The following is a 17,441-nucleotide window of genomic DNA, read 5'->3' as shown; positions in this document are numbered from 1 at the left end:
TATTTAGAATGAAATATTTAGACCGAAGGAGTAGCTTTGGCTCAACGGAACACTAAGTCCTGTAAAACCGTAAACGTTACTACCAGCACTATACTGGTTACCTTCTGGATCGAAACCATCAAATGGAGTCCATACAAGAATATTGGATGCACTAACAGAAAGGCTTAGTTTCTCCATTTTAAGATCCCTGGTAAATTTATTGTCCATGTCATAAGACAGACTAACATTGCGCAATTTAACCCAAGATGCATCCTGTACCAGTATTTCTGACGCCCTATTGTAGACATTTGAATTTCTATAGTAATCTTGATCTATCAAAGCTGGCGTAGTGTTGGTGGTAAAACCTCCGCTTCCATTGTCCATTACTCCGGACAGGACCACTTCTTCATCCCTAACCAAAGTACTCAAAGGATTACCGTTCCTGATAGAATTTCTAAGTCCGGAATCATAAAGATCTCCACCTTCCTTATATTCCAATAAGAAATTGAATCCTATTCCCTTCCATTTAAAATTACTGCCCAAGGAAGATATGAAGTCTGGAAAGGCATTACCAACCTTTACCCTCTCATCCAATACAATTTCCGGATAACCATTGGCGTCCAAATAACGTTCACCATTTTCGTATCTCCATTTATATCCATAAAGATTTCCCATGTTGTCACCGGCCCTAATTTCCGAAGTAATTCCGGCAAATCCAGAATCAGCAAAAATGATGGACTCAATATCCTCTGGAATTTCCAATACCTTTCCTTCACTAGTGGACCAGTTTAGAATCAACTCCCATCTAAAATCGTTGCTTCTAATAATGTCCGCACTAATCAACAATTCATGTCCAAATACCTCGTAATCCCCTGCATTTCTTGTAATTCCTGAAAGTCCGGAAGAATAAGCGGTTCCAACGGTAAATATTTGATCTTTAACACGTGTCTTGTAGTAGGCATAATCCAATCTGATCCTATCTTTCATAAATCTAAGATCCGCACCAAATTCTGTGGATTGGTTACGTTCCGGAACTATATCCAAATCTCCCAATAAGGTACTTCTTCTATATCCACCGGCACCGCCGAAAGGGAAATCCCCATCTACCACAAAATACTGTCCAACATCCCCAAAACCGGGTCCTTTACCTACCTCGGCCCAAGAAGCCCTAAGTTTACCAAAAGTAAAGACATCATTATCTCCAAATACATCGGAAACATCATAGGCCAAACTTGCAGATGGATAAAAGAACGATCTATTTTCTTTGGGCAAGGTAGACAACCAGTCATTTCTACCGGTTACCGTCAAGAACAATTTGTCTTTGTAACCCAATTTCAATTCTCCAAAGGCACCAACGTTACGTAGTTGTGTAACACTGTTATCCACAAAATAATTAATGGTATTTCCTATTTCATTAATTCCAGGAACGTTCAAACCTTCACCCCTAGCTTGGGCATAATCCCTTTTGGAATCGGAAATCTGATGTCCCAATGTAAGGTCTGTGGTAAAATCGTCCGACCAATCCTTGGTAAATGCAACCAAAAGGTTGGATTCCAAACCGGTAAAATTGATGTTTTGATTTAAGACAAATCCACCAACCTGTGAACCTCCATCCAAATCTGCACCAACATATCTATTTCTTTGATCGGAATAATTATCTATTTGGGCAGCGTAAGTAACATTTACCCATTCCTTAGGACTCCAGTTCAGAGTGGCATTACCTATCCATCTATTTACATTATCCATAAGGCTACTTGTTTCCATTAAATACCTAGGGTTGTCAATTATCCCAAAAGAATAATCCCTTTCGGTACCATCGGCATTCATATAGTCGTTTATTGGAAATGTCCCTGAATAATAGGAAAGAGCACTCATAACGGATTTATCCCCACCATTGGCCCTACGTCCGCCAGATTTAGTGTAGGATATAGAGGAATTTAATGTCAATTTATCAGAAATCTTATAACCCGCCTTTAACCTAAAATTATTCTTGGCGTAATCGGTGTTTGGAAGAACCCCGTCCTCTTGGTCTTTCCCCATAGAAAAGAAATAATCCAATTTTTCATTGGCTCCACTAATACTTAGGTTTACTTGGGAATTAAAGCCCGTTCTAAATATATCGTAAGGACTGTAAAATTGATCTCCTGTTAAATCGACCACTGTGCCATTGCCCAGGGTATAGGAATCATCAGAATATTTGGGTCCCCAGCTATAAAAAGAGGTGGCATTTTGCACCCTATTGAAACCGGTTTCGGAATCTGGATCGTATAGTGTCCTGGGAGCGCCACTAAATCCTTCCCTGTATGTAGTTTGTAAAGAAGGTGTTGTTTGTATATCCCTAAAGGTGGTTGAAGCCGTTAGATTAATTTTGGCCTTCCCTTGTTTTCCTTTTTTTGTTGTAATGATAATGGCCCCATTGGATGCCCTTACACCGTACAATGCGGTTGCGGCAGCTCCTTTAAGTACGTTGAAACTTTCAATGTCCTCAGGGTTGATATCCCCTGCCCTATTGGAAAAGGCAAATTGTTCGGAACTGCTGGCGGAGTTGGACCCTGCACTTGGTCTTACCTCTCCAGAAAAGGTATCGTTGTTCAAGGCAATCCCATCAACAACAATTAACGGTTGATTGCTCCTACTTGGGTTAACGGAAGTAATACCCCTTATCAAGATATCCACACCGCCACCTGAGGATCCAGATGTTCTATTGATCTGTACCCCTGCAACCCTACCTTGCAAACTCTCCATGGGGTTTGATTGCCCAGCAAGGTTTAGGTCTTCAGTGTTAACTTGGGTTACGGAGTACCCCAGGGATTTTTGTTTCTTCTCCACACCAAAGGCCGTGACCACAACTTCGTCCAATGCACTGGCATCTTCGGAAAGAACAATACTTAATTCAGCATTTGATGTAACCTTGACATCCTGCGATTTCATTCCCAAGTATGAGAATCGCACAAGGTCGCCTTGCTTGGCGGCAATAACAAAATTACCATCAAAGTCAGTGGTGGTTCCTGTATTGGTCCCAACAATTAAAACGGTAACCCCTGGAAGTGGCATACCACTTTCATCTTTTACGTTACCGGAAACATTTTGCGCAAAGCCATGCCAAGTAAGCATGAAGGTGCACAATAACAATAGTTTTTGTATCATATTAGTTTGTTTTTATTAATCTGAGCTAAAAGTCATAAAAAAATCATAAAAATCAAACATTGATCGCACGAAATGTGATTTATACAATAATAGCACTAGTTCTCAAAGCTTTTATCACAAAATTCAGGATATATACTGCTATTATTTAATTCTTTTTGATAAGATTTTTTTAACATATTCTCAGTTTCATATGTTAATATTCTAAAAAAGTCGTAACTTATTAGTATCTAAACTCATAAATGAAATCGTCATGAAAAAAATACTTGGAATAGTTTTCTTGATGTTGTTTTTGGTATCCGCGACCGAAATTGCATCTACAAAAATTCAAAACCCCAAAACCCTTGAAGGTACTTGGGAATTAGTAAGCTTTAACAATTACGATGGTAACGATGTTGTAAAGACCATACCTCCTACAGATGGCTACCGTCAAATTAAAATGTATTATAACGGAAAGGTAATGTGGACCCGATATGTACCCACAGATTCCATTGAATGGTTTGGCTACGGGTCTTATAAAGCTACCGATAGCACATTAACCGAAAAATTGGAATATATGTCCGCTTCCATGAAAAAAGTTGCCAATGAAAATATGGAATGGCATATGGAACTTAAATTGGAAGGGGATAAATTCAGCCAAATCTTTATTGATGCGGATGGGAACCGAATAAATTCTGAAAACTACAAACGTCTAAACTAGATTTAGGTTCTAGTAAGACTTTCCATTGAGGTATAACAAGTTTACACCCCATGACTAAAAAAAACGATCTGTACCTTGAACATAGGTTCCGAGTACAGATCGTTTCAAATTGCCCTTAATTTAAATATTATCTAAATTTTGGGAACTACTATAATATCGTTTAAGACGAAACTTCTTCATGGCTTTCAATGGTCGCCAAATATCGCTCCGCATCAAGTGCTGCCATACAGCCGGTACCAGCAGCTGTAACAGCCTGCCTATATTCTTTATCCTGTACATCACCGCTTGCAAAAACTCCGGGCTTACTAGTTTTGGTAGTTTTACCTTGGGTAATTAAATAACCGGTTTCATCCATTTCCAGTTGTCCCTTAAAAATATCGGTATTTGGTTTATGACCAATAGCAATGAACAATCCTGTAATGGCAATGTCCTCTTTTTCTCCGGTAACATTATTCACCATTCTTAAACCTTCCACAACCTGATCGCCCAAAACAGTATCCACTTCCGTATTATAACGGATTTCAATATTATCCAAGCTATTTACCCTATGTTGCATAGCCTTTGAAGCACGCATTTCGTCCCTTCGTACCAACATAGTCACTTTTTTACAAATATTGGCCAAATAGGAAGCCTCCTCAGCAGCAGTATCCCCTGCCCCTACAATTGCTACTTCCTGTCCTTTATAAAAGAAACCATCACATACGGCACAGGCCGATACGCCGCCCCCACGAAGCTTTTGCTCACTAGGGATGCCTAAATACTTCGCCGTAGCCCCAGTGGAAATAATTACGGTTTCCGCTTCAATAACCTTACTGTCATCTATAGTAACCTTGTGTATACCACCTACTTCATCACTGAAATCAACAGCGGTAGCCATACCTATACGAACCTCGGTACCAAATCTTTCGGCCTGCTTCTGCAATTGCATCATCATGGTAGGTCCGTCAATTCCTTCTGGGTATCCGGGAAAGTTATCCACCTCTGTTGTCGTTGTCAATTGTCCACCAGGTTCCATCCCGGTATACAACACCGGATGTAGATCTGCCCTAGAGGCGTATATAGCTGCAGTATAGCCTGCAGGTCCCGAACCAATAATCAACGTTTTTAAACGCTCTACTTTATCTGCCATAATAAAAAACTTCTATTATACTTGTTAGAAAGCAAAAGTAGGATTTTCAATAAAAAACTTACGTCAAAAGTTATAAAAAGTTATTATAAAACTAGTTGTATAAATTATGGATGCTAGCCCTTTTAACGGAAATGTTCCATTTTGTTGTAAAATTGGAAATACTTCTGCCAGAAGAAAACCTCTTCATTGCTCTAGGGGAAATATAAAAGCTTTTTGGTAGTTCTTAATTTAGCTATCCCAACAAATTATAAGGCAAGACCATAAAGGGGATGCTTGAATGAAAACCAATTTGATTTATTACCGGTTTTAGAAAAAGATTCTCCAAAAAACTGTGCTTGTTCTTTACCATAACCAACATTTGGGGATGCAACTCGGAATGAATACTATTGATAGCCTCAATGATTCCTTGATCCGGTAATTCATGAAACTTATGTTTAGTTCCCGCAAGTAAATGGTCCAATTTGCTTTTGTTCTTTTTTTGCTCTTCATTGAGCTCATAACCAGATCGTACATGCATAATATCCAAAGTTGATTTATGCACCTTGGCTATAAACAACACCTGTTTTATCAATTCAAAATTATATTCTATTTCATAGTCGGTTGGAAATAGAATTTTCGTGGGCATCTTAACATCGAAATCAAAGGGTATGGCCAGTACAGGACATTTGGCCCTTTGTATGGTATGCACGGTACTACTGCCCAAAAATATTTCTTTTGCTCCAGTAGCCCCTTGGGTTCCCATAATTAAAAGGTCCATGTTTTTACTTTCTACCAGTTCATCAATTGCTTCCATTAAAACACTGAAGGCACTATAGGTTTTAAAAAGATGTTTCGGGTTATCGAATTCTGAAATGACCTTTAGTTTTAAATCTTCCAATTTTTTTTCGGAATCTGTACGATAAATATCCCCCAGCCCCAATTGTCCCGGACTGTGCAATAAGTACTCGGACTGATAAATAGCAGGAGTATAGGTGTGCAACAAATAAAAGGTACAATTCTCGTCTTTGAGCAAAAGAACTGCATAGGAGATCGCTTTATAGGCATTATCGGAAAAATCCGTGGGTATTAAAATATTTTTCATCTCTTCGTGCTTTATTTATCATAAATAATGGTAAAAGTAAGACGGTAACAAACAGTACTTATAATATTTACCTTGAAGGGACTATGCATAACAAAATAGGTTTCAAGTCCCATTCTTAACTATTTTCCATTAAATTTAATAAGAACAAAACGATTAATTCATGATTTTAATCAGTTTCACACACTATGGTTTTTTATAATTTTACAATGGTATTTATTAGGGTTGCCAATATTTTTGCAATTTGTATTGCTCAAATACCCATTACCAGTATCCATTACATTTGGTTCGACAATCGATAAGAATAAAGAAAATAAATAACTGCTAAGTGAAATTTATAGACTACTACAAAATCTTGGGATTGGACAAAAGCGCCAGTCAAAGCGAAATTAAAAAGGCCTATCGGAAATTGGCCAGAAAACATCATCCAGATGTTAACCCCAATGATAAGGAGGCCGAAAAAAAGTTTAAGGAAATCAATGAAGCCAATGAGGTACTTAGCGATCCGGAAAAACGTAAAAAATACGACAAATACGGAAAGGATTGGGAGCATGCCGAGGAGTTTGAAAAAGCCAGGGCGTCCCAACAATCGGCCTACGGAGGTGGCGGGCAAAGTTATTCCCAAAATTATGGGGAACATGATTTCTCGGATTTTTTCGAATCCATGTTTGGAGGTTCCGGTGGCTTTTCACAAAGTGGCAAGGCTCGTTTTCGAGGCCAGGATCTAAACGCCGAGTTAAAATTGCACCTTAGGGATGTATATACGGCACATAAGCAAACACTTAATGTAAACGGTAAAAATATCAGAATTACCGTTCCTGCCGGAATTGAAAATGGGCAAACCATTAAAATTAGCGGTCATGGCGGCCCAGGACATCAAGGTGGGCCGAAGGGCGACCTTTATATTACCTTTGGTATCATAAATGATACAGATTTTAAAAGGGATGGCAACAACCTTTATACCTCTGTAGACCTGGACTTGTATACTGCCCTCTTAGGCGGAGAAATAATGGTGAATACTTTTGATGGACAGGTAAAATTGAAAGTTAAACCAGAAACGCAGAACGGTACCAAAATTAAATTAAAAGGCAAGGGCTTCCCTGTTTATAAAAAAACAGACGCTTACGGGGATTTGTATATTACCTACAATATTGTTACCCCTACCAATTTAACCGCCAAAGAGAAAGAACTTCTTAAGGAATTGGCTAACCAGCGAAAATAATTTTATCTATGAAAAGAGGAACCTGCACTAGGGCATCAAACAATCACCTTCAACTAATTTAATCCTTATGGAACAGGAATATATACTGATTACCGACTTTTGTACGAGTCACAATATAGAAACCCATTTTGTAATGGAGCTTTACGAGTATGGACTGGTAGATGTTGTGGTTAAAGAAAATATACATTATCTCCCTATTCAGCAATTGCCAAAAGCGGAAAAAATACTGAGACTTCATTCCGATCTCGACATCAATTTGGAAGGTATAGCGGTCATAACACGACTTCTAAATAGGATGGAAAAAATGCAAAATGAAATTACCCAGTTAAAAAATAAATTGGATCTATACAAATAGGGGCGCATTTCCATAGGATTTGTATTTCCCCATTCCACTAACAAAGATCAAGGGATTTTCCAAATATTTGGATATCACCTATTAGGATTAAATACATATTCTTAGGACTTTTGAGAATTGAATTAGCATATAATTACCAAAACTGATTTATGTCATTTTGGACAAGGTCCTAAATACCTAATTTCGTCTTGATTAATAAAAACCTTGATTCCATGACGACATTGCTTAAAGTTGAACAGCTTATTTCCGAAGAAAGTAAAAACATTATTTCCAGAAACCTAAGTCGGATTTTGGATTTGAGAATATTGGATATTGATGTTATCAATAAGACAATATCGTTGGTCTACAATAACCCATTTGTATTGGACAAGGCAAAAAAGGAATTGGGCCGAGTAGGTTATTCCCTACAGACCCAATACCCTATTTAGTCTCCATTGTAACTGTTCCCTTTGGGGATTATCACAATTTCCAAATATTATAATTTACTTCCTTTAGCCCAAGTGACTATAGTGAACATCGGATAGTGACTTCATGGTTTCTGCTGCCTGTTCGGCCGTGATATCGCGCTGTGGATTGGCAAACATTTCATAACCTACCATAAACTTTTTTACTGTAGCCGACCGCAACAAGGGTGGGTAAAAAGACATATGAAAATGCCATTCGGGATGCTCCTTCCCATCTGTAGGTGCCTGATGTATTCCTGCAGAATATGGAAAGGACGTGTTGAATATATTATCGTACTTTATGGTAAGTTGTTTCAGGATATCAGCGTAGGATATCTTTTCGGACTCCGAAAGTAAACCAATATGTGCCAATTTTCTTTTAGGAAGGATCATAGTTTCATAAGGCCATACTGCCCAATAGGGTATAAGCGCTACAAAATGCTCGTTTTCTACAATAATACGCTCGTCCAACTTTAATTCCTGTTCTATATAATCCTCCAAAATACTTCTGCCATGCTTTTCCCAATAAGCTTGTAGATTTCCTATTTTCTTATGGACTTCCTGTGGGATTTTATTCTGTGCCCAAATTTGTCCATGTGGGTGTGGGTTGCTACACCCCATTATCCCCCCTTTATTCTCAAAAATCTGAACATGATTAATGCCTTCCTTGGCACCCAATTCCATATATTCTTTCTGCCAAAGTGAAATAACCTTTGTGATATCGGATACAGACATTAATGGTAATGTAAGGGCATGGTTAGGCGAAAAACAAACCACCTTGCAAATACCGGATTCGGCTTCCGCATATAAAAGACCATTTTCGTATGTCTCTTCTTTAACATCCGGTAGTAGGGCAGAAAAATCGTTGACAAAGGAATATGGCTTTTCGTAACTGGGATTGAACTCCCCTCCCATTCTTTCGTTCGTAGGGCAAAGGTAGCATGAAGGGTCATACACTGGTAAGTCCGTAGTAGCACTTTTTTCGGTCTTTCCCTGCCATGGCCTTTTGGTCCTATGGGGAGAAACTAAAATCCATTCTCCCGTTAGAATATTTAACCTTCTATGCGGATTATCATTGAAACTATTTGTCATTGCGCTTAATTTTGTATGTAGGTTCCTGCACTGGGTTTTACCTCAAATGCATCCAATTCAATATTAAAAGCTGCCTTGTATGCCTTGCTGGCCGCTTCCACAAAATCATCTACCTTGTCCTTATGTACAATATTTAAGGTACAACCTCCAAATCCACCACCGGTTTGTCTAGCCCCCAACACGGCATCGTACTGTTTGGAAAAATCGACCAAAAAATCAGATTCCGGACAGCTCACTTCATATAATTTGCTTATTCCTTCGTGTGCCTCGTATAGTAAGGCTCCAAAGAGGTTTAAATCATTAGACTTTAGAGCATTTGCCGTTTTCAACACCCTATCATTTTCATTGATGATAAAAGAACATCTTTTAAAAATAGTGGCACTCATTTCACTTTTACAAACTTCCAGCATTTCGTTATTGGCATTTCTTAAGGAAGTTACTTCTGGATAGTGTCCTTGTAGAATTGCAACACCCTCCTCGCATTCCCTTTTCCTAGTGTTGTACTCACTGGAGGCCAAGTTGTGCGACACTTTTGTATTCAGCATTATCATCTTATATGGATCTATTTGGATAGGTATTTGTTGATGTTCCAAAGACTGGCAATCCAACAAGATTACGTGCCCTTTTTCGCTCATTACGGAAGCAAATTGGTCCATGATTCCACATTGAGTTCCTACAAAGGTATGTTCCGCCTTTTGCGAAAGCAGCACAATATCCATTTTGGAAAGCCCAAGATCAAACAGTTCATTGAGTCCAAAAGCCAGTCCACATTCCAAGGCTGCAGAAGAACTTAGACCAGAACCCATTGGTAATTTACTTTCAATGGTACAGTCAAAACCCCTTAATTTATCGGTCCTTAATAATATCTCATTTAAAACGCCCAGAATATAGTTTTCCCATTCCACATTGCTCTTGGCAATTTTATCCAATTGAAAGGTGAACCCGGTATTGTAACCCAAACTATACAAGTTACACTCCTTATCCGTATGGTTCCTTTTGAATTTAAAAGTAATTTTCTTCTCTATGGCCGTAGGCACTACATAACCAAGATTATAATCTGTGTGTTCCCCGATCAAATTGATCCTTCCTGGGGATTCAACAACTAGTTCAGGGGTGAAATTTTCCGGAAACGACATATACTTTAAAGTGTGTTAGAGCGCAAATATAAAAAAATATCTTTTATAAATGTATAATTTACGTTTATAGTAGCTGCTTATTCCGTCAAAACTTACACTTAAAACATCTTGGCAAAAAAAAATCCCCTTGGCAAGCCAAAGGGGATTTAAAATTTAAAATATTCTAGAAAATACTACTTTTCCTCTGTAAGCATGTCCACAGTAGCCACGGTCCTAAATCCCAGATGCTCCAAGGAAGAATCCAAACTGGAAGCCATCCTGGAAGATATCCTGTAACTGGCACAATAGGAAGCATTACATAAAAAAGATCCTCCTCTCATTACCTTCTCTTTTGCATAGGGCATATTGGGATTATATGCAGTGGCTGCTCCTTGGGGATTTACCACTGGAGCATTCAGGGCACCCAATTCGTTATAATAATTGGTATTGTACCAATCACTGGTCCATTCCCATACATTACCGGCCATATCGTACAGGCCAAAATCATTGGGAGGATAGGATTTAACTTTTGCGCGCTGTTCAAAACCATCCGCTTTGCTATTGGTTACCGGAAATTCTCCTTCCCAGGTATTTGCCATTTGGGACAAAACAGAATCGTCATCACCCCAGAAATAAATACTTTCAGTTTTATTGCCTCTGGCAGCTCTTTCCCACTCAGCTTCGGTAGGCAATCTTCTACCGGCCCATTGGCAATAGGCCAGTGCATCCTCATAGGCCACTTGTACAACAGGTTCGTTATCTTTTCCCTTAATGGTGCTTCCTGGCCCGTTGGGTTGTTTCCAATTGGCCCCAATGGTCCAGTTCCACCATTGTGAAAAATCGTAAAGGTTGGGCACGGAAGTTTTGGTTTTCTTAAAGGTCAAAGAGCCTGGTTGCAAAATGGAATCATGGGGTTTTGGAGTTCCTTCTGGAACTTGAGTTTTCATCTCCTCCCAATCTATTGCCCGTTCGGCCACAGTAATGTAACCTGTTTCCTTAACAAACTTTGCGAATTGGGCATTGGTCACCTCTGTTACATCCATAAAAAAACCATTTACCTTTACCTTATGCGCAGGTTTCTCATGGTCCATTGCCATTTTGTCCTGGGGTACGGCACCTTGGATGAATTCACCACCTGGAATCCACACCATACCATCCGGTGCATTAATATTTTCTGGTTTTTCTACCAAGATAGGAGTTGTGTCGACCACTGATTCCGCAACCTCCGATATTGCGTCACTAGTTTCAACATTATTGGTCGACTTCTTTTCCTCCTTGCATTGAACCATCAAAGCCATAACAAAAAGGGCACTTATAACATTAATTTTTTGCATTCTATAGTTTTTAATCCTTACAAATGTAAAGAACGAAAATGATTCTATTCCCCTTGCGGAATAAATTTCATGTCATAAGATGTTGAAGCCACTTTCATAATAGCATTGAATATATAATGGCAAACCTGTTTTTGTCCCTCAAAGTTAATCAGCTCTACCGTATCTTCTGGGGTGTGATACTGTGGATGACCCCCAGTATGGATCCCCAGTACGGAAATATTTTTTTTATAAAAGGAAACATGATCCGAACCTCCTACCGATCCCGCATGAACTACCGGCGACAAGCCCAAGGGCGGGCCTAATTCCTTCATCAACTCCACACCACCCGGAAAGGTTCCGGCTCCACCCATATAGACCTGCTTGGCATCGTTTAACCTGCCTACCATATCCATGTTGATCATTAATTTAATCTGTGACAACGGAACAACAGGATTGTCCGCAAAATATTTACTGCCCAACAGCCCTTGTTCCTCTGCCCCAAAAGCGATCAACAAAATACTTCTTTTTAATTCTGACCTGTGGGCCATTAGCTTCTCCCCTATTTCCAATAATGCCGAAGTACCACTTGCATTATCATCCGCGCCATGGTGTATCCCAATTTTATCGGACTTTGATGATGGTCCGCCCCCCATTCCCAAATGATCGTAATGGGCGCCCAAAACAATGTATTCATACTTTAATAATGGATCATTACCCTCTATAAAGCCTATTACGTTCCATGTCTCAACGGTATTTTTAGGAACCTCCCCTTTCTTTACCCTTAATTGGGCCACAAAAGGCTGCTTATAGGATGTCTTGAAGGGAGGTATTCCCGACTTTTTAAAATCCTTGGATATATATCTGACAATCCTTTTATTGATTTTTCCTCCGGGATATCTTCCAGAATTTTTGTCGGCCGTTAAATAAGAAATATGTTCCTTAAGTTCAACGGTAGTAATATCTTCCTGTGCGATGCAAATATTGAACCAACTGCCCAACAAGAAAATTGCAATAATTAATTTCATATATCGATGTTCTTTACTTCTTTTCTTCAAATTTTGCCTTTTCAAAATTCATCGGCAAACTTATGCCTTGACCTCTCCATCTAATCAACAATCGGTCTAAATTGGAACGGAAAACACTATAATCTTTTCTAGTTTTGGATGTCCAACCTACCTCTGCATAAGCAGCTATTCTAGGGAAAATCATTTTGTCCATGTCAATGGCTTCAGGAATCCATTCTCCCCACATTTGGCAACCGCTCCCAATAACTTTGTCGTGAAATCTTTCTTCCAATCCTTCAGGAATGGGGTCAAAACTATAGGACTTTTCCAGTGGGATAAATTTATAGGAATAGTCCAAATAGGTATATTCATGATATGAATTTACTATATCATATCCGTCGTGAACCGCTTTAGATACCAAATCCAAATTCCCTTTCCAAAAATGTACCAAGGTATTTTTGGCTAAGCTTTTTTTGACCTCCATGTCCGTAGCTTCCTGCCATTCATGTACATTTTCTCCAAGAATTTCATTCCAGCCCATCATTCGGTGCCCATTCTGATTTAAATAATTCGAGATTTTGTTTGTAAAAAAAATATGCAAGTCTGCTGGAGATGTCAATCCGTTTTCTTTAATGAAATTTTGAATTTCCACTGAAGATTTCCATGCATCAAATTTTACTTCATCACCGCCAATATGGATTATATTACTAGGAAATAATTCCATAACCTCTGAAAGTACATTTTCAAGAAACTCGTACACCCGTGGATCGGACACATTAAAGGAATCTGGGAGCTTCCCAAAAATGGTAGGTACCTCCTTGAGTTCCCCAATAGTTCCCAAATAAGGATATGCGGCAATAGCTGCAGATGCATGACCGGGCATTTCGATTTCAGGAATAATAGTAATTTGTCTTTCGTTGGCGTATGCAATAATGTCCTTAATCTCTTCCTGGGTATAATATCCGGAATGAGGGGTGTTAGACCTTTCTGCACTATCCCAACCCCCTATTTGGGAATTGTTCCTGAAAGATCCAATTTCCGTCAATTTGGGATACTTTTTTATTTCCAATCGCCATCCTTGATCATCAGTCAAATGCCAGTGGAACACATTCATCTTTAGAAGTGCCATCTGATCTAATAGTTTTTTCACCTGTTCAGTTCCTTTAAAATATCGGCCTTCATCCAACATAAATGCACGCCAGCTAAATCTTGGACCATCTTCGATGCTGATCCCGGAAATTGAAAGGTTCCCATTATCACTATCCTCCCCAATTAACTGCCTAAGGGACATTATACCATAAAAAACACCAGCAGATGTTCCAGCTGAAATTGATATGGCACTATTAACAACCTTTAAGACATATCCCTCTTCCCCTAATTTCTGGGCTAATCCAGGGTCGAGGGTAAGGATGATTCCTTTTCCCCCTTTTCTTTTGATTTTCAGTTCTTTCTGATATTCAACTTTCAATAATTCTTGGAGATAGCTTGCATTTTGTTGGTTGGGGCTGTCAGCTATTATAGGCGTATTGGAAGTAATAATATACTTCCCTTCTTTCAAATCCGCACTCAAAGGTTGTGGAATTATTCCAGTGTTTTGTCCAATACTAGATAAAGCCCAAAATAAAACCAAAGGCAAAACAATTCTAATGTTCTTCATTTTTTTCAATAATTGCTAATTAAAATCATTTAACAGGAAGTTCTTTGCAGATAATATAATTCCATTTCTTCACAGACCGTCACTAAGGGCCGGAATCCTAAATTTTTCAATAGTGGGTTCCGTATGCTGACTTTCCAAAATCTTGGCCGCTTTTTCCAGTATCTCGGGGTGTTGATCCGCGACGTTTGTAGTTTCTTTTAAATCTGTCTTCAGGTTGAACAGTTCCAGTTTTGGTTCATTTTTTTTGTCCTTCAAATGAGATTTCACAACTTTCCAATCGCCCATTCTGATCGCCAATTGCCCACCATATTCCGGAAACTCCCAGTACAGGAAGTCGTGTTTCTTCTCTTGATCCCCAGCAATTAGAGTGGGCAAAAAGCTGATTCCGTCGGTATACTTTGGCGCCTCATAACCTGCAACATTTGCCAATGTGGCCATAACATCATAGTGTACGGAAATATGATCGGTTGTGGTACCAGGTTTTATACTGCCGGGCCATGTGGCAATCATTGGTACCCTAATCCCCCCTTCATAAACGAAGCCTTTTCCACGACCAAGCTCGCTCCTAAATGGTTTGGCACTATCAAACCATGGTGAGTCCGTACCTCCATTAAAAGTGGGGCCATTGTCCGAGGTAAAAATGATCAAAGTATTCTCGTACAACCCGTCTGCTTTTAACTTCGCTACTAGTTTCCCAACATTTTCATCCAAATAAGAAACCATTGCAGCGTAACCGGCATGGGGGTTTTGATGTGGAAAATATCCTCTTTCACCCAAATAGGGTTCCTCTTTCCCAAACTTATTTTTATAATAATCCACCCATTTTTGGGGAGCTTGGATAGCCGCATGGGGAATGGGCGTGGCCCAATAAATAAAAAATGGATTTTCCTTGTTCCTATCTACAAAACCTTGTAACTCCTTAAACATAAGATCGGGAGCATAATCGTTTAATGTATAAGGCGCATAACTTGCTGGTTCATTAATATCTGCCCCTTTGGCCAACTTAGTACTTGGCGCTATAGTATCGTTATTTAAATGTACCCTTTTTTCGTTTTTGTAAAGGTGCAACGGATAGTAGGTGTGGGCTTGTCGCTGACAGTTATATCCGAAAAAGAAATCGAATCCCATTGTTGTGGGAATAGAATTGGTATGGGGCGCACCCAATCCCCATTTACCGAACATAGCGGTGCTATACCCTACCTCCTTTAATTTTTTGGCAATTGTAATGGTGCTGTCCGGCATGGGGCGCTGCCCTTCCAATACGGAGTCTTTGGCCATTGCTTTGTAATTCCATACCTCCCCGCGTTCTCCCCATTCCTCATTACCACGAATATGGGCATGCCCGGAATGAGTACCCGTTAACAACATATAACGTGCAGGGGCACAGACTGGAGCACTTGTATAGTGTTGTGTAAACAACATCCCTTCCTTTGCCAGGGCATCAATATTGGGGGTCTCAATTTTCTCCTGACCATAGGCACCCAGTTCGGCATATCCAAGATCATCGGCCAAAATGTAGATTATATTTGGTCTTGATGCTGGAATTACACTATCTTCTTTTTTACCTTCATCCTTACAGCTTAATAAGGTGAATGGAATTAAAATTAGAGCAATTAATTTATTCATAAGTTTTTTTCTTGTTTCTAGCTTGGCGCCTGTTTTATCTAATAACTAAAGTCTTAATTCTATTTTCTTTTCTCTTTTTTATGGCCACTAAGCAATCAATATTTTTTTTAACATCAATTGCACGCTTCCATTCCTTTTGCTCATTTACTAATTCTCAAACTAACGCATTTCCAAATTAATAAATTGCTATTGTATTGGTTTCTGAAGTAGTGAAAAATCTATCACTGGAGCTACTCCGTTAGCAGTCCTTTCATGAAAGGTATCTATAGAGGTCTTTTCATTAAAAAATCCACAATTCTTCATAAAAAATTTGTTGCCAACGGCCCCTCCGGCATAATCTTCCCTAGATCCCTTCCTGGCGGTAGCATCTGCCGTAAATTTGGCTTTGGTAAGTTCATGCCACTGCCCGTTGGTATCGTAAATCCATTGGTTGGTATATTCTCCCATTCTGGAAATATGGCCTACTTCTGTCCTAAAGTTTTCTAGAAAGGAATGTGGTCTTTTTAAATAGGTCGAGGTATGTGGTCTTCTAAAACTGGCTATTAAATTCCATTCTTCAGATTCCGAATCATAGAAATAGGCGGTATAATCAGTAGAATTATTTACAGAAGGTTCACCTTTTAGTAAAAATTTATAGGTATTGCCAGCTTTCCAATTGAACACTTTATAACTTTGTCCACCTGAGCCTTCGTTACCAAATTCGCCTGTGGTTACTCCTTCCCCTTTACCTAGCAAAATTATTCTATATTCCTCCGGAATACTTTTTGGGTCCTGGGTTTCAAACGGACTCCAGACAGAAAACAGGATTCTCCTTTCAGTCTCAGAATTCACCTGCATTCCAAAATAGCCCTCGCCGAAGCCATTGGCCATATAATAGGATCCAATAACATCCTCGTTTTCAGGAACCGTAATTTCATTATAAAACCAAAGTATGTCGGTGTTTTCGGGAGTGGTATAGCTTAAATGTACAGATGGCCCCCTTCTACCCCAATAAAAGTCTTCCTTTACGTAAGTAAGCTTACCATTGGCTGCCTGTCCACCTATAAGTACCTCATTGACCTCCACAAAATTGCTTGCTGTTTTTTCCAATCCTTGAAGTTCCACAAAGTGATAACCAGGTGTGGCAATTTTGAAAACGCCTACATCCACTGTTTCAAAATCTTGATTGGAGACTTCGATCTCCTTTGTGGTTCCGTCCAAGGTAACTCTGATTTTGGAAAAACCTTCGCTCACTTTAAGATTTAGTCCCACATTTAATTGTCCTACTTGATCGGTTTTAAAATAGGTTCTTATAACCGTATTCGCATCATTCCAATTCCTTATCCCCTCATCAGAAATAAGATGTCGATTATCCCTTACCTCATTTACCACCCAGCTATTGCCTCCCGGTTTTATGCTATCGGTTAAGCTTAATTTTTCCAAGGATATTTCTTCAGGATTATCCTGCTTGGCCAAAGTTGTACAAGAGCCCACTACTAATAGTAAACCTAGTCCAATTACATTTTTGTATCCTTTAGTACTTGCTTTAATGCTTTTAGTAGCCACTTTAAAAAACCTGGGGCCAACATTCGTTATTGCTATCAT

Annotated in this window: 14 protein-coding genes; 4 read left to right on the top strand and 10 right to left on the bottom strand. The window is 39.2% G+C overall.

Features of this window, described 5'->3' with window-relative positions:
* Positions 1-3: 3 nt before the first annotated feature.
* Positions 4-3,126 carry a SusC/RagA family TonB-linked outer membrane protein gene (locus KO529_RS15975; RefSeq protein WP_215948870.1) on the bottom strand — a complete coding sequence of 1,041 codons (3,123 nt, stop codon included), beginning with the start codon at positions 3,124-3,126 and terminating at the stop codon, positions 4-6.
* A 250-nt stretch (positions 3,127-3,376) separates the two neighbouring features.
* Between KO529_RS15975 and KO529_RS15970 the strand changes: the two genes are divergently transcribed.
* Positions 3,377-3,823: a hypothetical protein gene (locus KO529_RS15970; RefSeq protein ID WP_215948869.1), complete on the top strand. Its 447-nt coding sequence runs from the start codon at positions 3,377-3,379 to the stop codon at positions 3,821-3,823.
* Between the two features lie 160 nt (positions 3,824-3,983).
* On the opposite strand, the gene trxB is transcribed toward KO529_RS15970, so the two are convergent.
* The gene (trxB, locus tag KO529_RS15965) at positions 3,984-4,952 is read right to left on the bottom strand and encodes a thioredoxin-disulfide reductase (protein WP_215948868.1); all 969 of its coding nucleotides are present in this window, start codon (positions 4,950-4,952) and stop codon (positions 3,984-3,986) included.
* A gap of 232 nt (positions 4,953-5,184) precedes the next feature.
* Positions 5,185-6,033, bottom strand: coding sequence for a universal stress protein (locus tag KO529_RS15960; protein ID WP_215948867.1), 849 nt, complete (start codon positions 6,031-6,033; stop codon positions 5,185-5,187).
* A 325-nt stretch (positions 6,034-6,358) separates the two neighbouring features.
* Between KO529_RS15960 and KO529_RS15955 the strand changes: the two genes are divergently transcribed.
* The 3 genes from KO529_RS15955 (at position 6,359) to KO529_RS15945 (ending at position 8,035) form a co-directional block, all read left to right on the top strand.
* On the top strand, positions 6,359-7,252 hold the full coding sequence (locus KO529_RS15955; RefSeq protein ID WP_215948866.1) for a DnaJ C-terminal domain-containing protein: 894 nt from the start codon (positions 6,359-6,361) through the stop codon (positions 7,250-7,252).
* A 67-nt stretch (positions 7,253-7,319) separates the two neighbouring features.
* A complete protein-coding gene (locus tag KO529_RS15950; RefSeq protein ID WP_215948865.1) occupies positions 7,320-7,607 on the top strand; it encodes a chaperone modulator CbpM in 288 nt (95 codons plus the stop codon).
* Between the two features lie 212 nt (positions 7,608-7,819).
* Positions 7,820-8,035, top strand: a complete 216-nt coding sequence (locus KO529_RS15945) for a hypothetical protein (protein WP_215948864.1) — start codon at positions 7,820-7,822, stop codon at positions 8,033-8,035.
* Between the two features lie 63 nt (positions 8,036-8,098).
* On the opposite strand, the gene KO529_RS15940 is transcribed toward KO529_RS15945, so the two are convergent.
* The 7 genes from KO529_RS15940 to KO529_RS15910 form a co-directional block, all read right to left on the bottom strand.
* Positions 8,099-9,142, bottom strand: a complete 1,044-nt coding sequence (locus tag KO529_RS15940; RefSeq protein WP_215948863.1) for a UDP-glucose--hexose-1-phosphate uridylyltransferase — start codon at positions 9,140-9,142, stop codon at positions 8,099-8,101.
* Between the two features lie 5 nt (positions 9,143-9,147).
* Positions 9,148-10,278, bottom strand: coding sequence for a galactokinase (gene galK / locus KO529_RS15935; protein ID WP_215948862.1), 1,131 nt, complete (start codon positions 10,276-10,278; stop codon positions 9,148-9,150).
* A 173-nt stretch (positions 10,279-10,451) separates the two neighbouring features.
* A complete protein-coding gene (locus KO529_RS15930) occupies positions 10,452-11,591 on the bottom strand; it encodes a formylglycine-generating enzyme family protein (protein ID WP_215948861.1) in 1,140 nt (379 codons plus the stop codon).
* Between the two features lie 44 nt (positions 11,592-11,635).
* Positions 11,636-12,595, bottom strand: a complete 960-nt coding sequence (locus KO529_RS15925; RefSeq protein WP_215948860.1) for a M20/M25/M40 family metallo-hydrolase — start codon at positions 12,593-12,595, stop codon at positions 11,636-11,638.
* 13 nt (positions 12,596-12,608) lie between these two features.
* Complete coding sequence (locus tag KO529_RS15920) at positions 12,609-14,231, bottom strand: beta-N-acetylhexosaminidase (protein ID WP_215948859.1); 1,623 nt, start codon at positions 14,229-14,231, stop codon at positions 12,609-12,611.
* 69 nt (positions 14,232-14,300) lie between these two features.
* Positions 14,301-15,857: an arylsulfatase gene (locus tag KO529_RS15915; RefSeq protein WP_215948858.1), complete on the bottom strand. Its 1,557-nt coding sequence runs from the start codon at positions 15,855-15,857 to the stop codon at positions 14,301-14,303.
* 186 nt (positions 15,858-16,043) lie between these two features.
* Entirely contained in the window at positions 16,044-17,441 is a 1,398-nt protein-coding gene (locus tag KO529_RS15910; protein ID WP_215948857.1) for a DUF3472 domain-containing protein, read from the bottom strand.

The sequence above is a fragment of the Arenibacter algicola genome, from assembly GCF_018860365.1.
Classification (GTDB): Bacteria; Bacteroidota; Bacteroidia; order Flavobacteriales; family Flavobacteriaceae; genus Arenibacter; species Arenibacter algicola_B.
Note: the sequence above shows the minus strand (reverse complement) of the source record. Positions and strands in the feature narration are given on the sequence as shown.

Excerpts from the sequence above, each read along its gene's own strand:
- KO529_RS15975 (WP_215948870.1), bottom strand. The coding sequence starts at position 3,126 with ATGATACAAAAACTATTGTTATTGTGCACCTTCATGCTTACTTGGCAT.
- KO529_RS15970 (WP_215948869.1), top strand. The coding sequence starts at position 3,377 with ATGAAAAAAATACTTGGAATAGTTTTCTTGATGTTGTTTTTGGTATCC.
- trxB (WP_215948868.1), bottom strand. The coding sequence starts at position 4,952 with ATGGCAGATAAAGTAGAGCGTTTAAAAACGTTGATTATTGGTTCGGGA.
- KO529_RS15960 (WP_215948867.1), bottom strand. The coding sequence starts at position 6,033 with ATGAAAAATATTTTAATACCCACGGATTTTTCCGATAATGCCTATAAA.
- KO529_RS15950 (WP_215948865.1), top strand. The coding sequence starts at position 7,320 with ATGGAACAGGAATATATACTGATTACCGACTTTTGTACGAGTCACAAT.
- KO529_RS15945 (WP_215948864.1), top strand. The coding sequence starts at position 7,820 with ATGACGACATTGCTTAAAGTTGAACAGCTTATTTCCGAAGAAAGTAAA.
- KO529_RS15940 (WP_215948863.1), bottom strand. The coding sequence starts at position 9,142 with ATGACAAATAGTTTCAATGATAATCCGCATAGAAGGTTAAATATTCTA.
- galK (WP_215948862.1), bottom strand. The coding sequence starts at position 10,278 with ATGTCGTTTCCGGAAAATTTCACCCCTGAACTAGTTGTTGAATCCCCA.
- KO529_RS15930 (WP_215948861.1), bottom strand. The coding sequence starts at position 11,591 with ATGCAAAAAATTAATGTTATAAGTGCCCTTTTTGTTATGGCTTTGATG.
- KO529_RS15925 (WP_215948860.1), bottom strand. The coding sequence starts at position 12,595 with ATGAAATTAATTATTGCAATTTTCTTGTTGGGCAGTTGGTTCAATATT.
- KO529_RS15920 (WP_215948859.1), bottom strand. The coding sequence starts at position 14,231 with ATGAAGAACATTAGAATTGTTTTGCCTTTGGTTTTATTTTGGGCTTTA.
- KO529_RS15915 (WP_215948858.1), bottom strand. The coding sequence starts at position 15,857 with ATGAATAAATTAATTGCTCTAATTTTAATTCCATTCACCTTATTAAGC.
- KO529_RS15910 (WP_215948857.1), bottom strand. The coding sequence starts at position 17,441 with ATGATAGCAATAACGAATGTTGGCCCCAGGTTTTTTAAAGTGGCTACT.